The organism is Streptomyces sp. GQ60 (genome assembly GCF_059758875.1).
Genome location: NZ_JCAXEG010000001.1, coordinates 273,728 through 294,248 on the forward strand (window position 1 = coordinate 273,728; position 20,521 = coordinate 294,248).

14 protein-coding genes are annotated in these 20,521 nt (G+C 73.5%); 10 read left to right on the forward strand and 4 right to left on the reverse strand.

What is annotated here, in order from left to right; all coding sequences use genetic code 11:
• Positions 1–67 precede the first annotated feature (67 nt).
• From AC6CKD_RS01410 to AC6CKD_RS01435, 6 genes are all read left to right on the forward strand, one after another.
• On the forward strand, positions 68–2,575 hold the full coding sequence (locus AC6CKD_RS01410) for a serine/threonine-protein kinase (protein WP_498324608.1): 2,508 nt from the start codon (positions 68–70) through the stop codon (positions 2,573–2,575).
• A gap of 117 nt (positions 2,576–2,692) precedes the next feature.
• Positions 2,693–5,941: a serine/threonine kinase C-terminal domain-containing protein gene (locus tag AC6CKD_RS01415; protein ID WP_498324609.1), complete on the forward strand. Its 3,249-nt coding sequence runs from the start codon at positions 2,693–2,695 to the stop codon at positions 5,939–5,941.
• A 117-nt stretch (positions 5,942–6,058) separates the two neighbouring features.
• Positions 6,059–7,762 (forward strand): serine/threonine-protein kinase, encoded by a 1,704-nt coding sequence (locus tag AC6CKD_RS01420; RefSeq protein ID WP_498324610.1) that lies wholly within the window; start codon positions 6,059–6,061, stop codon positions 7,760–7,762.
• 151 nt (positions 7,763–7,913) lie between these two features.
• Complete coding sequence (locus tag AC6CKD_RS01425) at positions 7,914–9,542, forward strand: succinic semialdehyde dehydrogenase (RefSeq protein ID WP_498324611.1); 1,629 nt, start codon at positions 7,914–7,916, stop codon at positions 9,540–9,542.
• Between the two features lie 42 nt (positions 9,543–9,584).
• The gene (locus AC6CKD_RS01430; RefSeq protein ID WP_498324612.1) at positions 9,585–11,402 is read left to right on the forward strand and encodes a GMC oxidoreductase; all 1,818 of its coding nucleotides are present in this window, start codon (positions 9,585–9,587) and stop codon (positions 11,400–11,402) included.
• 201 nt (positions 11,403–11,603) lie between these two features.
• Entirely contained in the window at positions 11,604–13,265 is a 1,662-nt protein-coding gene (locus AC6CKD_RS01435) for a COG1361 family protein (protein ID WP_498324613.1), read from the forward strand.
• Between the two features lie 351 nt (positions 13,266–13,616).
• On the opposite strand, the gene AC6CKD_RS01440 is transcribed toward AC6CKD_RS01435, so the two are convergent.
• Complete coding sequence (locus AC6CKD_RS01440) at positions 13,617–13,880, reverse strand: chorismate mutase (RefSeq protein ID WP_498324614.1); 264 nt, start codon at positions 13,878–13,880, stop codon at positions 13,617–13,619.
• Between the two features lie 295 nt (positions 13,881–14,175).
• Between AC6CKD_RS01440 and guaA the strand changes: the two genes are divergently transcribed.
• The 4 genes from guaA to AC6CKD_RS01460 all read left to right on the forward strand — a co-directional run bounded on the left by guaA (position 14,176) and on the right by AC6CKD_RS01460 (position 18,606).
• Positions 14,176–15,762: a glutamine-hydrolyzing GMP synthase gene (guaA, locus tag AC6CKD_RS01445; RefSeq protein ID WP_498324615.1), complete on the forward strand. Its 1,587-nt coding sequence runs from the start codon at positions 14,176–14,178 to the stop codon at positions 15,760–15,762.
• A 144-nt stretch (positions 15,763–15,906) separates the two neighbouring features.
• The gene (locus AC6CKD_RS01450) at positions 15,907–16,710 is read left to right on the forward strand and encodes a class II aldolase/adducin family protein (RefSeq protein WP_498324616.1); all 804 of its coding nucleotides are present in this window, start codon (positions 15,907–15,909) and stop codon (positions 16,708–16,710) included.
• A 117-nt stretch (positions 16,711–16,827) separates the two neighbouring features.
• The gene (locus AC6CKD_RS01455) at positions 16,828–18,069 is read left to right on the forward strand and encodes a hypothetical protein (protein WP_498324617.1); all 1,242 of its coding nucleotides are present in this window, start codon (positions 16,828–16,830) and stop codon (positions 18,067–18,069) included.
• Between the two features lie 18 nt (positions 18,070–18,087).
• On the forward strand, positions 18,088–18,606 hold the full coding sequence (locus tag AC6CKD_RS01460; protein ID WP_498324618.1) for a DoxX family protein: 519 nt from the start codon (positions 18,088–18,090) through the stop codon (positions 18,604–18,606).
• A 13-nt stretch (positions 18,607–18,619) separates the two neighbouring features.
• Here AC6CKD_RS01460 and AC6CKD_RS01465 read toward each other — a convergent pair whose 3' ends face one another.
• Genes AC6CKD_RS01465 through AC6CKD_RS01475 form a run of 3 tightly spaced genes read right to left on the reverse strand, consistent with a single transcriptional unit; the run spans position 18,620 to position 20,424 of the window.
• Positions 18,620–18,784 carry a hypothetical protein gene (locus tag AC6CKD_RS01465; RefSeq protein ID WP_498324619.1) on the reverse strand — a complete coding sequence of 55 codons (165 nt, stop codon included), beginning with the start codon at positions 18,782–18,784 and terminating at the stop codon, positions 18,620–18,622.
• 13 nt (positions 18,785–18,797) lie between these two features.
• Entirely contained in the window at positions 18,798–19,031 is a 234-nt protein-coding gene (locus AC6CKD_RS01470; RefSeq protein ID WP_498324620.1) for a hypothetical protein, read from the reverse strand.
• Complete coding sequence (locus AC6CKD_RS01475; protein WP_498324621.1) at positions 19,018–20,424, reverse strand: PspC domain-containing protein; 1,407 nt, start codon at positions 20,422–20,424, stop codon at positions 19,018–19,020. Before AC6CKD_RS01475 ends, AC6CKD_RS01470 begins: the two co-directional genes overlap by 14 nt.
• Positions 20,425–20,521: the final 97 nt, after the last annotated feature.

Genomic DNA, 20,521 nt, shown 5'->3' on the forward strand with positions numbered 1-20,521 from the left:
GAGGGGACGCATGTCGAAGCCGGAGCACACCGAGTCGCCGGAGCCGTCTGTCGGGACGGGATCGCCGGTGCCTCCGGCAGCACCCCCGACGGATCCGAAGCCTCCCGCCAAGACGCCCGCGGCGGGAGCCGCGAAGCGTGCTGCCGGCGCGAAGCCCACCACGCCGGGGGCCGCGAAGGCCGCGCCCGCCGGGGCGAAGCGTGCTGCGGCCGGGATCGCGAAGCCCGCTGCGACCGTGCCCCCGGCCCAGACCGAAGCCACCGGGGCGGCGTCGCCGGAGGAGGCGAAGCCCGGCGCTTCCGCGACGGAGCCGGAGCCGCGGAAGCCGGAGCCGCGGAAGCCGGCTGCGGCGACGGCTGCCGGTGGAGCCGAGCCCGAGGACGCGAAGCCTGCGGGAGCGGGTGCCGAGTCGGAGAGCGCGAAGGCCGCTGACGGGGAGCCCGAGGACGCGAAGCCCGTCGAGGCCGCCGTCGTGAAGCCCGTGGGCGCGAAGGCGGAGTTGCGGAAGGCTGCCGTCGTGCGGGAGCACGACGGGGTCGAGGACGCGAAGCCGCTGGGCGGGGCCGAAGGCGGTCGGGCCGCGGGGGTGAAGCCCGTCGCGGTGAGCAAGGCCGACGAGGTGGCCGCCGCCGTCAAGGCCGCCGCGGCCAGGGCGGGAGAGGGCGCTCGCGACGAGGGGGGCCGGCTGCTCGCGGGCCGGTACCGGCTCGGGGACGTCCTCGGCAAGGGCGGCATGGGCACCGTCTGGCGCGCCGAGGACGAGACCCTCGGCCGCACCGTCGCCGTCAAGGAACTCCGCTTCGGCAGCGGCGTCGACGACGACGAGAAGCGCCGCCTCATCACCCGCACCCTCCGCGAGGCGAAGGCCATCGCCCGGATCCGCAGCGGCGGCGCGGTGACCGTCTACGACGTCGTCGACGAAGACGGCCGGCCGTGGATCGTCATGGAGCTCATCGAGGGCCCCTCGCTCGCGGAGTTCATCCGCGAGAGCGGCCCGCTGACCCCCCGCCGCGCCGCGGAAGTCGGCCTCGCCGTGCTCGACGTACTCCGGGCCGCCCACCGTCAGGGCATCCTGCACCGGGACGTGAAGCCTTCCAACGTGCTCCTCGCCGACCACGGCAACGGCCGCGTGATCCTCACCGACTTCGGCATCGCCCAGGTCGAGGGCGACCCGTCCGTCACCTCCACCGGCATGCTCGTCGGCGCGCCCTCGTACATCTCGCCCGAGCGGGCCCGCGGCCAGCGCCCCGGCCCGCCGGCCGACATGTGGTCGCTCGGCGGCCTGCTGTACGCCGCGGTCGAAGGGGTTCCCCCGTACGACAAGGGGTCGGCCCTCGCGACGCTCACCGCCGTGATGACCGAGCCGGTCGAGCCGCCCAAGAACGCCGGCCCCCTGACCGAGGTCATCTACGGCCTCCTCGTCAAGGACCCCGCCCACCGGCTCGACGACGACCGCGCGCGGGCGCTGCTCACCGCCGTGATCGAAGCGCCCGAGCCGCCGGCTCCCGTAGCCGCGCCGAGCGCCGAGGAGACCCGGCAGATATCGCTCGCCGAGGCCCAGGAAGCCGCCGACAAGGCGGCTGCCGACAAGGCGGCCAAGGCTGCCGAGAAGGCGGAGAAGAAGGAACGCGAGCGCCGTGAGCGCGAGCAGCGCGAGCGCGCCCGCGCGGCGTTGAAGTCGGCCCGCAAGGAAGCGGCCGCCAGTGCGGCCGCCGCGGCCGCCGCCACGGCCGCGAGCGCCGCCGAGTCGCCGTCGCCGCGCCCGTCGCCCGTCGCCGCCCCGCTCACCGACGTCGTGCCGCGCCGCACCATCGCGCTCGCGATAGCCGGCGTGGTCGTCGCGCTCGCCGTCATCGGATCGCTCGTCGCGTACGCCATCAGCGGCGACGACGACAACGGCGGTTCCCCGAAGGACGGCAAGGGCGGCAGCTCCGCCGCCGCTTCGAGCCCCGCGGCCGGCTCCTCGCCGCCGCCCCCGGCTTCGTCCGCCCCCTCGCCCTCGCCGAAGTCCGGCGAGCCGTCCGGCGGAGGCGCCGGTTCGCCGGCCCCGGGCCAGTCGCCGGGCTCCGGTACCAACCCCGGCCAGGGAGCCACGCCCGGGGGATCCCTGCCCGGGATCCCGCCGGGGTTCGTCCAGGTCGACGACCCCGGGTTCCACTTCGCGATGGTCATGCCCGAGGGCTTCAAGCAGACCGGCGTGATAGGGAACAACGACGGCGTCATATACAGCCGTGACGGCGGTTTCCCGCGCATCCAGATCGACTTCAACAGCTCGCCGAAGGAAGACGCCCGCGCCGCCTGGCTGGCACTGGCGCCGAGCGTGGCGAGCAGCAGCACCAACTACAAGCTGCTGCGCCTCGAACCGGTCGACTACCGCGGGTACCCGACCGTCGCGGACTGGGAGTTCGAGCGGGACCAGAAGGGCGTGCGGGTCCGGGTGCTCGACCGCGGATTCCGGATCGACGCGACGCACGGCTACGCCATCATGATCACCTGCCTCGCCGACCAGTGGGGCGCGGACGAGTGCACGAAGCTGCGCACGACGGCGTTCGACACCTTCCAGCCACGCGGCTGATACCCGCCCCGAGCGGGCTCGGGTCAGCCTCGCCAGGGCCGGGACGCGGGCGCCTCGGGCGTCGTATCGTGTCAGCGGGGCCTGGGGGACGGGCCCGCAGCTCTCGGGGGAGGCGATGTGGAGGACTACGCGGGCCGGATCCTGGCCGAGCGCTACCGTCTGCCGCTGCCGCCGTCCGACGCCTACGAACTGATCGAGACCCGGGCCTTCGACACCCGCAGCGGCCAGGAAGTCCTCGTACGGCAGGTGCCGTTGCCGGAGGTCGTCGACGCGGAGCTGCTGGACGGCCCGCGGAGCGGGCCGTCCGCGGCCGGCGGTCGACGCGTCCCGCACGGTGAACTGCCCGCCGTGCGCAGGGCGATCGAGGCGGCGCAGGCGGCGGCGTCCGTGCCGGACCATCCGCGGCTGGACCAGGTCTTCGACGTGTTCGCGGAGGGCGGGTCGCTGTGGATCGTGAGCGAACTCGTCCCCGCCAGACCGCTGGCGGCGCTGATAGCCGACGAACCGCTGAGCCCGTACCGGGCGGCGGAGGTGGCGGCGGACGTGCTGACCGCTCTGCGGGTGCTGCACGCGCACGGGTGGACGCACCGGAACATCACCATGCGGACGGTGCTGATCTGCGAGGACGGACGGGTCGTCCTGACGGGGCTGGCGGCGGGGGCCGCGGAGGACGCCCTGTGCGGGTACGACCCGGTTCCCGCGCGGGACGGTACGGACCACTCCGGTGCGGGGTCGGCCGGGTGGGCGGTTCCGGGTGGTGCGGCTGATGGCGGTTCGGGGGGCGTGGCGCAGCTCGGGGCGCCGGGTCGTGGCGCGGGGGCCGTGGGGCCCGGGTACGGCGGTGGTTCGGGGGCGGGCGCCGGGTACGGCGGTGCGGATGCCGGATACGGGGACGGGTACGGGTACGGACAGGGGGTCGGCGCCGAGTACGCGAGCGGATCCGGATCCGCGGATGCGGCCGGTTGGGATGGCGGGGCCGGTTCGGGAACGGCGGCGCAGGGGCTTGGGAATGCGGCGGAGTACGCGCCGCTGGTGGCTCCGGGGTACGACACCGGGCCGCGTTATCGGGACCACATAAGCCCCGGCGCGACCGGTGCGCCCGGCACGACGACTGCTTCTGACCTTCCCGGAGCCGCTGGCCCTCACGGAATCCCCGTCGCTCCTGGAACCCATGGAAGCTCTGGTGCTCCTGGTGCTCCTGGTGCTTCTGGTGCTCCTGGAACCCACGGAAGCCCCGAGGCTCCCGGAGCCTCCGGGAACGCCGGTGGCCCCCGGGATCGGCCCGATCTGAAGGCCGCCGCGCGGGCCGGGGCCATCGCCGCGTACCGGGCCGGGGCCCAGGCCGCCGCGCGGATCACCGAGCAGCGCAGGACCGGATCGGAGCCCGCGCCGGAGCAGGGGCCGGGGCCGGGGGCGGAGCCCAGGCCCGAGGGGTCGAAGCTGCCGCAGGGGTACTCGTACCCGTACGGCGGCCCGGACAGCGACGCGGCCTGGCACGGCGCCACCCCGCGCCGCAAGGCCCTGCCCCCGGCCGAAGCGGAGCCGCAGGCCCGCGCCGCGCTGTCGGCGCAACTCGCGCTTCCCCAGGGCTACCACCAGGCGGACACCCCGGGCGACGGCACACTCCGGACCCCCGCCGACGGCCAGGACGCCGCCGCCCCGCAGCGGCCCGGGGCGCCGGGAGCTGCCGGCGCACCCCGTGGGACACGGACACCCTCGGGCGACGGTGGCTACGGCTACGGCTACGGCTACGGCCAGGGGACCGGGCAGCCGACGGCGCCGGGCGGCCAGGCGTACCCGCAGGACGGCGCCGGGCACCGGGCGGTCCCCGGGCCGGGCTACGGGCCGGGCTACGGTCAGCCCTCGCCGGGACCGGGCCGCCCGGATCCGGCGGGCGCCGACCGGGCCGTCCCGAGCAGCGGAGCCGGGTATGCGGCGGCTCCCGAGGGCGGTGGGTACGGGCAGGGCGGTCGGCAAAGCGATCCACAGGGCGGCGCCGGGTACCCGGCGGTTCCAGGGGCCCGCGGACCCGGCCGGGCCGGCCCGCAGAGCGGCCCGGGGGCCGGAGCCGGACGTGCGGCGGCTGCCGGGGCCGATGGTTACGGCCAGGCCGGGTCGCGGGGCGGCGCCGGGTGGGGGAGCGGTCCGCGGAGTGGGCTCGATGCCGAGCGGGCTCGGCAGACGCGGATGGCCGTGGTCGGGGCCGTTACCGAGCGGTGGGCTCCCGAGCAGGCGCAGGCCGTGCACGGGCCGTGGCAGTTGGCCGCCCCGGTCGGGCCGGCCACCGACCTGTGGGGGCTCGGGGCGCTGCTGTACCGGGCCGTACAGGGCCATGCCCCGTACCCCGAGGACAGCGTCGCCGAGCTGGTGGAGATGGTCTGCGCGGAGCCGCCCGCCTTCGCCGAGGAGTGCGGACCGCTGCGCCCGGTCGTGGAGTCCCTGCTGCGCCAGGACCCGACCGAGCGGCCCGACTTCGAGGAGCTCCGCGGCTGGCTGCGCTCCCTCGTGCGGTCCGCCCCGGAGCCCGAGGGCGGCTTCGCCATGCTGCCGCCGGTGGTGGAGGATCCGGCCAGGCTGCCCGTCGTACGGCGGCGGGCCGACCTGCACGGACGGCACCGCAGCGCCGAACACCCCGGCAAGCCTCGCTCGCTGGGGCGTTCCCTGCTGCTCGGGATCCTCGTCCTGCTCTCGGGAGCCGTGGCCTACGCGCTGTTCTTCATGCCCCGAGCCGCCGATCCGCAGGGCGGCGGGCAGAAGGCCGCCGGAATGCGGCCGCCCGCCGCGACCCCGTCGCAGAGCCCCGGCCGCAGTCCCGGTCCGAGCCCGAGCCCGAAGCCGAGCGGCTCCGGCCAGGCCCCGAGCCCTTCCGCGAACCCGCCCGAGTCCAAGCCCGCGCCGCAGACCAACGCCCCCGCTCCGCCCGGGTACACCGCCCAGCAGGACGCGGAGCACTTCTCGATCAACGTCCCGAACGGCTGGGAGCGCCGCGGAATGAACGAGTCCGGGCAGGTCCGCTACACGGAGGGGGACTTCGTCCTGACCGTCGTCCCCGGTCGGGACAAGGTCGAGGGCAACCCCGACCCGGCCACCTACCAGAAGGACAAGGAGCCCGAACTGGCTCCGTACCGCTCCTCCACCTGGTCCAGCGTGAGCGACATCAAATCCACCAAGGTCGGCAACCAGCTCCGCGTCACCGGGCGGTACACCTGGATCGACGGCAACGGCCGCTCCGTCGTGGCCCGCAACTTCGTGGTCGCGCTCGGAGGTTCCTACCACGTGGTCATGGTGACCGGCCCGCAGGACCAGGAGGGCAAGGTCACCGAGACCTTCGAGCAGGCGACGGCCAGCTACAAGAGCGGCGGCTGACGAGGTATCAGTACGGCGATTGCGTCACAGTGCGGCCCAACCGCCTCCGAGTGGTTCCGCCGCCGCCCGCGATCTCCGTAGTCTGACCGGAAGTGCACAGAGCGGCGGCGGGGATTCGTGGAACAGCAGACAGGTGCGGGTGCGGTGCTCGCGGGCCGGTACCGGCTCGTGGAGCCCATCGGCAGGGGCGGCATGGGCAAGGTGTGGCGCGCACACGATGAGCTTCTGCACAGGACGGTCGCCGTCAAGGAACTGACGGCGGGGCTGTACGTGGCCCAGGCCGACCGGGACGTCCTGCACGCCCGGACGCAGAAGGAGGCCCGGGCCGCGGCCCGGATCCAGCATCCGGCGGTCGTCACCGTCCACGACGTGCTGGAACACGACGACCGGCCCTGGATCGTCATGGAGTACATCGACGGCCCCTCCCTCGCGGACGCGGCGAAGACGGCCGGCCGGATCGAGCCCCGCGAGGCGGCCCGGATCGGCCTGCACGTGCTCGGTGCGCTGCGCGCCGCGCACGCGGTCGGCGTACTGCACCGGGACGTGAAACCGGGCAACGTGATGCTCGCCAAGGACGGCCGGGTGATGCTCGCCGACTTCGGCATCGCCGCGATCGAGGGCGACTCCTCCATCACGCGCACCGGCGAACTCGTCGGCTCCATCGACTACCTGGCCCCCGAACGGGTCACCGGCGGGGCCCCCGACCCGGCCTCCGACCTGTGGTCGCTCGGCGCGACGCTGTACACGGCCGTCGAGGCCCGCTCGCCGTTCCGCCGCACCTCGCCCATCTCCAGCCTCCAGGCCGTGGTGAACGAGGAGCCGTCCGCCCCGACCCACGCGGGCGCGCTGGCCCCGGTCATCACGGCGCTGCTGCGCAAGGACCCGGCGCAGCGTCCGTCGGCCGACGAGGCCGAGCAGATGCTGCTGCAGGCGATGGAGGGCCGGGAGCCGAAGGCGGCGCAGGCGTACGTACCCACGCGCGCGATGGGCTCCGAGGAGCTGGGCGCAGCCCGGAACGAGCCGGCGGACACGGCCGCGCTGCCCGCGGAGGAGGGTCGGGGCGCCGGAGCGGAGACGGGTGGGGGCCCGGAGCCGGCGCTCGTCGCGCGGTCCGGGGCCGGGCCGGCCGGACAGGGTCGCAGGGACACCGGAGCCGTCGGCCGGATCAGGCGCGCGGCGGTCGTCGCCGTGGTGGCGGCGCTGGTCGGCGGCGGCGGGGTGTTCGGGATCCTGAAGTACACCAGCGACGCCAACACGGACGGCGGGATTCCGGGCCGGACGTCCGGTGCGCCGGAGTCGCCCGGCTCCTCGCCCGGTGCCTCGGCCGGCGCCGGGGATGCCAAGGGGCAGGCGGAGGAGGCTCCGCCGGCGGGCTGGGGGAAGGTGGTCGACAAGGCGGGCTTCTCTCTCTTCGTCCCGGACGGCTGGAAGCGCCGCGAGGACGGGTCGCAGATCGACTACACCGGGGACGGCGGCAAGCACTTCATCCGGATCGCGATGGACCGCAAGCCGGTGTTCAAGGACCCGTACGCGCATCTGCTGGACCTGGAGAAGCAGGTCGCGAAGCGCTCCGACTACGTGCAGCAGACCCTGCACCCGAACACCTTCCGGGGGCAGGTCAAGGCCGCCCTGTGGGAGTTCACCTGGACGGAGAGGTCCGGGGCGTTCACCGGGCCCCGGCGGGCCATCGAGCAGATGTACTTCGCGCCGGACGGCACTGAGTACGCGGTGTACATGTCGGGTCCGGTCGCGGACTGGGACACGACCAGGGCGCAGTTCGACATCGTGCTCAGCGGCTGGCAGCCGGCCCCGGCCCGCTGAGACCGCGGCCTGCCGGGACCCCCGGCCCGCTGAGACCCCGGCCTGCCGGTGCCCGGATTCCGCCATCCTGCCAGTGATCGCTGGCAGAAATGGCAAAATCCGGTTACCGGCGGGTACCCAAAGCGCCCCCGGGCGCAATACGCTCACGGCCATGACGGACACGCAGGCCCCGGCCCCCCTCCACAGCGCCCCGCAGCCCACCAATCCCGTCGCCCCCGCCCCGGCCGGCGCCCGGCGCGCCGCCGACGTGGTGACCCCCGAGCTCGTCGCCCGGCTGACCCGCGGAGTGGCCGGCTCCGGCCGCACGGCCAACCACACCCCCTTCACCGGGGACCGGCTCGCGGAGCTCCCCGAGGCCACCCCCGAGGACGTGGCGAACGCCTTCGCCGCGGCCCGCGCCGCGCAGCCCGCCTGGGCCGCCGTGCCCGTCCGCGCGCGGGCCGCCGTACTGCTGCGCTTCCACGACCTGGTCCTGGACCGGCAGGCCGAGGTGCTCGACCTGATCCAGCTGGAGACCGGCAAGGCCCGCCTGCACGCCCACGAGGAGGTCCAGGCCGTCTCGATCGCCGCCCGGCACTACGGGCGCAAGGCACCTTCGTACCTGCGCCCCAAGGGCCACACGGGCGCCATGCCCACCCTCACCAAGGTCACCGAGCTGCGTCAGCCGCGCGGGGTCATCGGCCAGATCGCCCCCTGGAACTACCCCCTCGAACTGTCCATCGGCGACGCCCTGCCCGCCTTCGTCGCGGGCAACGCCGTCGTGATGAAGCCCGACACCGAGACCGCGCTCACCGCCCTGTGGGCCCGCGACCTGATGATCGAGGCGGGCCTGCCGGCCGAGGTGTTCCAGATCGTCCTCGGCGAGGGCCCGGTCGTCGGCCCCGAGGTGGTCCGGCACGCCGACTACGTTTCGTTCACCGGCTCCACGCGTACCGGCCGCGAAGTGGCCCAGGGCGCGGCCGCCCGCCTGGTCGGGGCCTCCCTCGAACTCGGCGGCAAGAACGCCATGCTCGTCCTGCGCGACGCCGACGTGGAGAAGGCCGCCGCCGGCGCCGTCCGCGCCTGCTTCTCCTCCGCCGGCCAGCTCTGCATCTCCATCGAGCGGCTGTACGTCCACGCCTCGATCGCCGACGAGTTCGTCGCCCGGTTCGCCGCCCGGACGAAGGCCATGCGCCTCGGCTCCTCCCTCGCCTACGGCGCCGACATGGGCTCGCTGGCCGGCGAACGCCAGCTCGAGGCCGTGCAGCGGCACGTGGACGACGCCGTGGCCAAGGGCGCCACGCTCGTCACCGGCGGCGTCGCCCGCCCCGACATCGGCCCGCTCTTCTACGAGCCGACCATCCTCGACGGCGTCGAGGCCGCGATGGCGGTGTGCGGGGAGGAGACCTTCGGCCCGGTCGTCTCCATCTACCGCTTCACCGACGAGGACGAGGTCATCGAAGAGGCCAACGGCACCTCGTACGGCCTGAACTCCAGCGTGTGGACGAAGGACGCCCGCCGCGGCCACGCCGTCTCGGCCCGGCTGCGCACCGGTACCGTCAACATCAACGAGGGGTACGCCCCGGCCTACGGCAGCGCCCAGGCGCCCATGGGCGGCATGAAGGAATCCGGCCTCGGCCGCCGCCACGGCTCCGAGGGCATCCTCAAGTACACCGAGGCCCAGACCGTCGCCCACCAGCGGCTGCTGCCGATGGCGCCCTCGTTCGGGATGGACGACGAGAAGTACGCGGCGTTCATGACCCGCAGCCTCAAGGTCATGAAGGCCTTCCGGCTCCGTTAGTCCGCAGGTCCGTCCGCTTGGGTCCGTTTGGGAGGCACCGCAGTGTCGTACGACCACGACCACGACCACGACCACGACCACGCTTACGACTACGACGTCATAGTCGTCGGATCGGGCTTCGGCGGCTCGGTCTCGGCGCTGCGGCTCACGGAGAAGGGGTACCGGGTCGGCGTCCTGGAGGCAGGACGCCGGTTCACCCGCGAGACCCTGCCGAAGAACAGCTGGGACCTGCGCGGCTACCTGTGGGCCCCGGCCCTGGGGCTGTACGGGATCCAGCGCATCCACCTCCTCGGCAACGTGATGGTCCTCGCGGGCGCCGGGGTCGGCGGCGGTTCGCTCAACTACGCCAACACCCTCTACGTGCCCCCCACCGCCTTCTTCGAGGACCGGCAGTGGGCGTCCATCACGGACTGGCAGGACGAGCTCGCCCCTTACTACGACCAGGCCAAGCGGATGCTGGGGGTCCGGCTCAACCCGACCACGACCCCCTCCGACGTCCACCTCAAGGCGGCCGCCGCCAAGATGGGCGTCGCCGACTCCTTCCACATGGCCCCGGTCGGCGTCTTCTTCGGGGACGGCGACGATGCCTCGGGCCAGGGCAAGGTCCGCCCCGGTGACGAGGTGGCGGACCCGTACTTCGGTGGCGCCGGCCCCTCCCGCAAGGCCTGCACCGAGTGCGGCGAGTGCATGACCGGCTGCCGGCACGGAGCGAAGAACACCCTCAACGAGAACTACCTTCACCTCGCGGAGCGGGCCGGCGCCGTCATCCACGCCATGACCACGGTCACCGCCCTCTCCGAGCACCCCGACGGCGGCTACCGCGTCCGCACCGTCCCCACCGAGAGCCGCCGCCGCGGCGAGCCCACGGTGCTGCGCGCCCGCTACGTGGTCGTCGCGGCGGGCACGTACGGCACCCAGACCCTCCTGCACACGATGAAGGACCTCGGCGAGCTGCCCCGCCTCTCGGACCGGCTCGGCGAGCTGACCCGGACCAACTCCGAAGGCCTCGTAGGAGCGCAGACCGATGACCGCCGCTACCGCAAGCGGCACGGTAAGGACAAGCGCGCCGACTTCACGCGGGGCGTGGCCATCACCTCCTCGGTGCACCCCAACGCCGACACGCACATCGAGCCGGTCCGCTACGGCAAGGGCTCCAACGCGATGGGGTTCATGACCATCCTCCAGGTGCCGTACTCCGGCCACCGGGTCCGCGCCTGGCTCGGGCGCACCGCCCGGCACCCCGTGCAGCTGCTGCGCTCGCTGTCCAACCGGCGCTGGTCGGAGCGGACCATCATCGGCCTGGTCATGCAGTCCCTCGACAACTCCCTGACGACCTACCGCAAGCCCGGCGGCATGGGGAAGGGCCTGCTCACCGCCCGCCAGGGCCACGGGGCGCCCAACCCCGTGCAGATCGCCGAGGCCACGCGGGCGGCGACCCTGCTGGCCGAGGAGATCAACGGGTTCCCCGGCAGCAACATCGGCGAGCTGATGGGCACCCCGCTGACGGCGCACTTCCTCGGCGGCTGCCCCATCGGCGCCTCGCCCGAGGAGGGCGTGGTCGACCCGTACCACCGGCTCTACGGGCACCCGTGCATCTCGGTGGTGGACGGCTCGGCGGTCTCCGCGAACCTCGGGGTCAACCCGTCGCTGACGATCACCGCGCAAGCGGAACGGGCGATGTCCTACTGGCCGAACAACGGCGAGCACGACCCGCGCCCCGAGCAGGGAGCGGCGTACACCCGCCTGGCGGCCGTGGAACCGGCCCGCCCGGCGGTGCCGAAGGAGGCCTTCGGGGCGCTGCGCCTGCCGTTCCTGGCGGTACCGGAGGTCCCGCCGCGGTCGGTGTCCCCCGCCGAATAGCCGAATGGCCGAACGCCCGAACGGCCGCCGACATGACTTCGGCGGGCACCGCACTCCCCCTCCGAGCGCGGTACCCGCCGAACCACATGGAAGACAACTGCTCGGCCCGGATGGTTGTAGCCGAATCCGGCGACGGGCGTGTGGCGTCCGTCACAGGGCGGAGAGGGCAACCGGGGATGGCCTTCGCAGGTCAAGACCGGCATGAGAAAGCGCATCTCCCTGCTGGCGGCAGCCGGCCTGGTGGCCGTTGGTCTGGCCGCCACCCCTGCGAACGCCGCTGATCCGGTGTTCACGCTCACCAGCCCGGCGGAGATCGGTCTGCACCCGCACCCCGGCCAGGACGGCCGGCCGCGGACGACCACGCTCGACTTCCGCGTCGAGAACGAGACCGGGAAGCCCTTCGACCGGCCGACCACCTACACGATCGACCTGAGCCCCCTCAAGGGCATCGCCGACGTGGCGCTCACCGAGGAGCGGTCCTCCGGCTGCACCCTCGCCGCGACGACGGTCATCTGCAAGGACTGGGCGGTCTGGACGCACGGAAGCGACGTGGTGTCCCTGGAGCTCGCCGCCGCCAAGGGCAGCAAGACCGGCACGGCCGCCGACCTGACGGTGACCGGAACGGCGGAGGGCGCCACCTTCAAGCCCGCCACCGCCAAGGTCAGGATCGGCGGCCCGGACCTGGTGATGGAGGAGGCCGCCCTCACGGCGAAGCTGTCCCCGGGGCAGGAGCAGCCGCTCCCGATCGTCTTCGGCAACACGGGCACCGAGTCCGTCGACGGCGTGGCGCTGGAACTGAACACCACGCACGGCATGGGCCTGGTCGAGCAGTACGACAACTGCTCCTACAGCGAGGACGACAGCGCGGGCCGGCCCTGGAACGTGGGCTGGGCCACGACGGTCTGCACCTTCGACAACGTGGTCAAGCCGGGCGAGGTCTACGAGATCGCCGGCGCGCTGACCCTCAGGGCCGCTCCGCACGCCTTCACCGAGGGACTGCTCTACGGGGTGCACCGGGCGGGCTCCGAGCCGAAGTCCACGCAGAAGTTCAGCACGCCCCGCACGGGCGGGAAGCTGGGCCTCACGGTGCGCTCGGCCAAGGCCGCGCCGCGCACGGCGGACCTGGACCCGTGGAACAACCGGCACGAGTTCGACTTCTCGGTGAAGAACACCGCCGACCTGGTGGCCGCCGGCACCTCCCTGAAGGGCAAGGCGGGCGAGACGGTCAGGGCCGAGCTCGGCTTCCGCAACGACGGCCCGGCGTGGATCGCCCACCTCCGCTCGGGCGAGGACGTGGCCATGGCGGACATCGTGATCCCGGCCGGCGCGAAGGTCACCAAGGTGCCGGAGCCCTGCCGGGCCGTCACGGCCTCGGGGGGCTACCGCGAGGAGCAGGCGGGCGCCCCGCGCTACTTCTGCCCGACCTCGCACGTCATCGGGGAGAAGGAGAAGTTCGCCTTCCCGTTCGAGCTGAAGATCGAGAAGGCGGTCGCGGACGCCACGGGCTCCGTGACGGTCGGCGGCTGGTCCCCCGTGGGCTCGGTGCCGCCGAACTGGGACCCGGCACAGGCCAACAACAAGGCCGCCTTCGTGATCAACGGCAAGAGCGCCGGCCCCACGCCGACCCCGGCCCCGACCACGGCCGGCCCGACGCCGACGGCTCCCACGACCCCGGCGGCCACGCCGGGTGCGAGCACCGCTCCGAGCCCGGGGACCAGTACCGGTACGGGCAAGACGCCGAACGGCGGCCTCGCCGACACCGGCTCCGCCGCCGGGCCGGTTCTGATGGCCGGTGCGGCACTCGTGGCGGCCGGTGGCGCGGTGTTCCTGGTCTTCCGCCGACGGGTCACCGGCCGCGCGTGACGACGTAAGCGGGGGAACGCCGGGGGCAGCGGGGGAACTGACGGGGGGAAACCGACGGGGGAACTGGCGGGGGAAACCGACGGGGGGAACAGAAGAACGGCCGGTCCGGGGCGTCCCCCGGGCCGGCCGTCCTTGTGTGGTGACCGGGCTGCTGTCCCCTGCCGTCCGGTCACGCGAAGGAGCGAGGTCCCACGACGCACGCCCCGCAGGGGGTGCGTCTCATCGCTCCAGCGGAGCCACGCGTGGTGCTGCGGTCCCGCACCTGGCTGGCACGGTCATCCGCATCAACGAAGGGCCGTGGGGGCGGTCACGGTCCGGACGGGTGACGAACAGGCGTCACGGGCGCGGGCCTCAGACCCGGCCCCGGCACAGCTCCAGCAAGGTCATCGCGAGCGTGGTGCCGGGCCTGCCGAGGGCGTCGCTCCAGTGGCTCAGGACCTCCATCTCCCGCGACAGGTGCACCCGGCGCCCGCCCGAGCCGATCCGGGCCTCCTGGATCACGGTCGAGACGGCCATCCGCTCCTGGATCAGGCCGATGATCCGGTCGTCGAGGGCGTCGATCCGCTCGCGGGACCCGGCGATCAGCTGCTCGGGGGTGGTCGTGGTCGTGCTCATGGTCGGTCTCCTGTCGGTGGGGTCCGACCGGAGCGGGAACGCCAGAGCGCCCCGGTCCTGTCGGACCGGGGCGCTCTGGGAAGTCAGTGGCTCAAGCGAGCATCACGATGACCCATGGCGACCGGACCGGCCGGTGCCATAGGTAAAGAGGAAGCTCAGCTGCTTGCGCACGGAGGGATTATGACCCTCTGTACCGCTCCGTGCCAAGCCGGTTCGGACACTGAGACGAAGAGGGGTATCCGTCCCCCGTTAGAATCGACAAAACAACCCCCTCTTCCGCCGGAAGGCCTGCCCCGTGCCAGAAGCCACCTTCGCCCCCCACGACAGCGCCCCGGACACGGTTCTCGTCGTCGACTTCGGCGCCCAGTACGCGCAGCTGATCGCCCGCCGCGTCCGCGAGGCACGGGTCTACTCCGAGGTCGTGCCCAGCACGATGCCCGTGGCCGAGATGCTCGCCAAGAACCCGAAGGCGATCATCCTGTCCGGCGGCCCGTCCTCCGTGTACGAGGAGGGCGCCCCCCAGCTCGACGGCGCGATCTTCGAGGCCGGCGTCCCCGTCTTCGGCATGTGCTACGGCTTCCAGCTCATGGCGGTCACCCTCGGCGGCACCGTCGACAACACCGGCTCGCGCGAGTACGGCCGTACCCCGCTGGCCGTCTCCAAGGCCGGATCCACCCTCTTCGAGGGCACCCCGGAGAACCAGTCGGTGTGGATGTCCCACGGCGACGCCTGCTCCGCCGCTCCCGAGGGCTTCACCGTCACCGCGTCGACCGACGTCGTCCCGGTCGCGGCCTTCGAGAACGACGAGAAGAAGCTCTACGGCGTGCAGTACCACCCCGAGGTGATGCACTCCACGCACGGCCAGCAGATCCTGGAGCACTTCCTCTACCGCGGTGCGGGCCTGCGGCCCACCTGGACCCCCGGCAACATCGTCGAGGAGCAGGTCGCCCTCATCCGCGAGCAGGTCGGCGACAAGCGCGCCATCTGCGGCCTGTCCGGCGGCGTGGACTCCGCGGTCGCCGCGGCCCTCGTGCAGAAGGCCATCGGCTCCCAGCTCACCTGCGTGTACGTGGACCACGGTCTGATGCGCAAGGGCGAGACCGAGCAGGTCGAGAAGGACTTCGTCGCGGCCACCGGCGTGCAGCTGAAGGTCGTCGACGCCCAGGAGCGCTTCCTGAACGCGCTGGCCGGGGTCTCCGACCCGGAGACCAAGCGCAAGATCATCGGCCGCGAGTTCATCCGCGTCTTCGAGCAGGCCCAGCTGGAGATCCTCCAGGAGGACGGCCCGGCGGTGGCCTTCCTGGTGCAGGGAACCCTGTACCCGGACGTCGTCGAGTCCGGCGGCGGCACCGGCACCGCCAACATCAAGTCCCACCACAACGTGGGCGGCCTTCCCGAGGACATCGAGTTCGAGCTCGTCGAGCCGCTGCGCCAGCTGTTCAAGGACGAGGTCCGGATGGTCGGCCAGGAGCTCGGCCTGCCCGCCGAGATCGTCCAGCGCCAGCCGTTCCCCGGTCCCGGCCTCGGCATCCGCATCGTCGGCGAGGTCACCAAGGAGCGCCTGGACCTGCTCCGCGAGGCCGACGCCATCGCCCGCCACGAGCTCACGGCGGCCGGCCTGGACCGCGAGATCTGGCAGTGCCCGGTCGTCCTGCTGGCCGATGTCCGCAGCGTCGGCGTCCAGGGTGACGGCCGTACGTACGGTCACCCGATCGTGCTGCGCCCCGTCTCCTCCGAGGACGCGATGACCGCGGACTGGACGCGCATGCCGTACGAGGTGCTCGCGCGGATCTCCACCCGCATCACCAACGAGGTGCCGGACGTCAACCGCGTGGTCCTGGACTGCACGAGCAAGCCCCCGGGCACCATCGAGTGGGAGTAGTCCCCGCCCGCCCACCGGGTCGCAGTCGTACGTGACGAGGCCGCCGCTCCCGCCCGGGAGCGGCGGCCTCGCCGCGTGTATGGCCTCTTCGGCCGGCCGCCGGTACCTTGCGCCGCGACCTTGCGCGACCTTGAAGGAGGGGCCATGACTGAGCGACTCGCACGTGCACTCGCACCCGCACCCGTGCCCGTCGAGCGGCTGGGCTTCGAGATGCCGCCGGTGTTCGCCACTGCCGGGGAGGAGCGGGCGTACCGCAAGGAACGGGTCGCCGGGGTGCTGAGGCTGCTGGGGCGGCTCGGGTACGAGGACGGGGTGGGCGGGCACGTCACCGCCCGGGACCCGGAGTTCGAGGACTGCTACTGGGTGAACCCGTTCGGCCGGGCCTTCGCCGCGATCCGCCCCGACGACCTGCTGCTGGTCGACGGGGACGGGCGGGTCCGGCAGGGGGAGCGCCGGGTCAACCAGCTGGCCTTCGCCGTGCACGCGGCCGTCCACCGGGCCCGGCCCGCCGTGGTGGCCGTCGTCCGCACGCAGGCCCCGTACGGCAGGGCGCTCGCCGCGCTCGGCGAACTGCTCGCCCCCGTCACCCAGGAGGCCTGCGCCTTCTACGAGGACCACGCGCTGCTCGACGAGTTTCTGGGCGGCGGGGCCGCGGGCGGCGGGGACGCCGAGCGGATCGCGGGTGCGCTCGGTCCCTACAAGGCGCTGGTCCTGCGGAACCTGGGGCTGCTGACGGTCGGTGATTCGGTGGAGGCCGCCGCCTGGTGGTTCATCGCGGCGGAACGGGCGGCGCAGGTGCAGCTGATCGCGCGGGCGGCCGGGAAGGCGGTCCTCATCAGTCACCACGGCGCGCTCGCGACCCGGGAGCGGTTCGGGTCCGATCTGGCCGCCTGGGTGAACTGCCAGCCGCTGCTGGAGGCCGCGGATGCGGGTCCGTCAACATCATGAACGGTTAATCACCTGCTCTGACATCGTGCGCAATCCGGAACACTGCCGCAGTGGTGCACAATTCGCTGGCATCGCACCGTAGTTCAGAGAGGCGGCACGTTCGTGGCTGTCCAAGAGATGTCCAGAAGCACCCATTCCGCGGCCTGCGCCTGCGAGGACTGCACACGAGAGGGGCACCGCCGCGCGGTCGCAGCGTTCCTGGAGAAGCGCGACGAGTTCGCCTCGGGGCAGGGGGTACCGGCCGCCGTGGCCCACTCCCTCGGGGCCTCCCGCCAGTGGGTTTCCGACGAGCTGACCCTGTCGGCCCGGACGGTCGCCGACCGGGGCCGGGAAGCGGGGAACTCCTGGCTCTACCTGTTCTCCCGGCGGGCGGTCCTCGCCGTGTGGATCGCCGCGGGGGTGCTGCTCCTGATCCAGGTCGGCACCGCGCTCGGCACCGGCTGGTCCACGGCGCGCACCGCCGGGCTGCTGGCCGCGCTCGTGCTGGCCGCCCTGCTGACGGTGGCGGCCCGCGCGCAGACGCTCCGGGGCGGGCTGCTTGCCCCGCTGGTCGGCGAGGACAACCGGCTGTCCACCTCGAAGGCGGTGCCCACCGCCTGGCTGGTGCTCACCGCCTTCGCGACGCTGCTGCCCGCGCTGCGGCTCGCGGCCTCCTCGCCGGGACCCGAGCGCCAGGCACTGTTCGAGGGGTTCGCGCTCGACCGGGCGCTGCCGCTGCTGGCGGTGCTCGGGCTGACGTCGGGGGTCGCGGTGCTGGTGCGCCGGGTGGTCTCCGTACGGATCATGGGGCAGCGGCTGCAGAAGCTGCCGGCGGACCGCCCGACCGGGGCGGACCTGCTGACGGACGACGCGGGCCGGGGCTCCTTCCCGGACGCCCAGTACGTGCTGGTCTCCACGGTGGTGCTGGCCTTCGCGACGGTCTCGCTGGCCCGGTTCCCGGACCGGCTGCCGGCGCTGCCGTGGGCGCTGGCGCTGCTGGTGGCCCTGTCGGCGGCCGTGTACCTGGCGGCGAAGTATGCGGAGGGCAGCCGCCCGCTGGTCCTGTCGGTGGTGCGCAGACGCGAGCCCGGGGATCTGGACGCGGCGATCCGCCCCGGGGACGACATCGAGATCCGCGGAGTGGGCTTCGTCCCGCCGGGGGCGCAGACGCCGGAGATGCTGGCCCGGCTGGTGGTCCGGGTGGGTGCGGTCCATGTGCACGTACCGCTGGTCCCGGTGGCGGGCGGGTTCACGAACCCGTCCGACGCCGTACTGACCGTGCCCGTCCCGGCGGAAGTGGAGCCGGGGCGGATCGAGATCCAGGTCGTCACCGCCGCGGGGGTGGAATCCAACCGGTGCACCATCGACGTGGCGGAGTGAAGCGGGTACACATAGCGCGTGACCCGAACTGACGTCCCCTCCGGCGCCCCTGACGCTCCTACCGGACCGAGCGGCCTGCGCGAGCTCGCCGCCCGCCACGCGCTCCTGCCCCTGCGCATCTTCCTCGGCGTGACGTTCGTCTACGCCGGGCTGGACAAGCTGACCGACTCCGCGTTCCTGTCCGCCACGGGCAGCGGCTCCATCGGCGAGCTGATGCGCGGGGTGCGCGAGACCTCGGCGGTCCCGGCCCTTGTGGACCTGGCCCTGAAGGCGCCCGTCGGCTTCGCCGTCGCCCTGGCCATAGGGGAAATCCTGGTCGGCCTGGGGGTCCTGGCCGGACTGCTGACCCGGATCGCCTCCGTCGGCGGGGCCCTGATCTCGCTCAGCCTGTGGCTCACCGTGTCCTGGGCGGTGACCCCCTACTACTACGGCAACGACCTGATCTACCTGATGGCCTGGACCCCGCTGATCCTTGCGGGGGCGCCCCGGTGGTCACTGGACGCCCTGATCGGGCGCGGGCGGCGGGCCCGCGGCTGAGGGATCGGTCCGGTCAGTCCGCCGCTCCCAGATGACCCAGTGCCCGGCGGAAGTCGTCGAGGGCGGGCCCCCACTCGCCGACGGCGATGTGGAAGGTCGACCGGTCGATCAGGTTGCCGGCCGGTGCCCGCGTTCCGGCTGCCGGGTCGTGCAGGGGCAGACGGCGGGGACCTGTCATGACGGGCGTGACATCACCTCCCGCCGGACCGGTGGGTCTCCCCGATCCGGTCGCGCCTGTCGCGGCGCACGGCGTAGGTCACCAGCCCGGTGACGGCGGCGAAGGCCAGACCGCCCGCGGTCATCATGAGGACGAAGAACCAGGGCGGATCGGCCTCACCCGCCGCGCCGAGGAGATAGAGCACCCCGGCCGCCATCAGGACCAGTCCCGCGATCAGCCGTCCCGGCTGGAACTCATGACGCCGCACGGGCCACCTCCACCTGTCCCACACCCGCGCTGAGGTGCAGCTCGATCGTGCCGCCTGCCTTGGTGCCCGAGGCGGGGGGCAGCGTCGCCTCCCGGGTCTCGGGGTGGTTGCGTATACGGACGTCCTCGCCGGTGTCGCCGGGCATCTGGATGTCGCCCAGCCTGATCGTCGCCTCCGTCTTCGCGGTGACCTCCCTCGGGAGGATCACCCGCAGGCGGCCCGCGTCGATGGAGGCGCGGACGGGCACGGTGGTGCCCTTGGGCACGTCCACGTGGCTGAGGTCCAGAGTGGCGAGCCCGGTACCCGCCTCGTACACCGGCGCCACCTCGGACACCGCGGTCGGATGCCAGTCCACGACGCGCCAGTCGGTACTGATGTCCTTGGGCAGCGCGACCGACCCGGCCAGCAGGACGGCCGTGATCATCGAGAGCAGCACGGTGCCGAAGCCGGTGCGGCCCTTGAACGAACTCACCGCGAGACCGAGGCCGAAGACGGCGAGGGCGGCGGCGAAGCCGACCTGCAGGGCGTGGCTCAGGGTGCTGCCCGCCCAGACCGCGGCGGTCGCGGTGCTCCCGGCCAGCCCGGCCAGGACGAACACCCGGCCGCCGATGCCGCCCCGCGCCTCCGTACGGACCTGCCGCGCGTACTCCGGGGCCGCGGGCGCGGCCGGATCGCCGCCGGGGCCGAAGGGGACCGCGTCCTCGGGGCCCCACAGGTACCCGGTGGAGCCGACCGGCCCCGTGGTCCCGTCCTTGACCAGCGGATCCCGCCACCAGGACGGGCCGCCGGGCGCGGGCGGCGCCTGGGTCTCGGGCGGCGCCGGACTGTGCGCGGTGCGGTGCCCGGTGCGGGTGGCCGCCGGGTACACGAACTCGGCGCCCGGCGCGGCCTTCTCGTCCTCTCCCGGCTGGGGCCGTCCGCCGGGCCCGCTCCGCCGCCGCTGCGACCAGTACGCGGCGGCGCCCAGTGCCAGGACGGCCAGGACGGAGAAGACCGCCAGCCCGCCGTTGTCCAGCATCGACAGGAACAGGGCGCAGCCCACCAGCGCGGCGAAGACCGCCGCCAGCGTCGAGCCCTCGACCCGGCCGGTCAGCAGCCTCTTCGCCTCGCTGTCCTCCTCGCCCTCCTGGGGCAGCAGCAGCCACGCGAAGCCGTAGAAGATCAGACCGACGCCGCCGGTGACGGCGAGGACGCCGAGCACGATCCGGAAGATCACCGGGTCGAGGCCGAAGTACCGGCCCAGGCCGCCGCACACGCCCGCGAGCACCTTGTCCCGCTTGCCGCGGCGCAGGGGCGGGCGCTCGCCGGGGGGCGAAGCGGAGCCGGCGCTCGGGCCGGCCGCACTCCTGCCGGCTCCTGCGTCCGGCGACGGGGAATCGTGTACTTCGGTCATGCGTCCATGGTGACGGTCCGCCGCCGCCGCGGGCATCCGGATCTACCCTGGCGCAACCCTGATATCCCCCCGAGAGAACTGGGGGGCTGCCCTGATG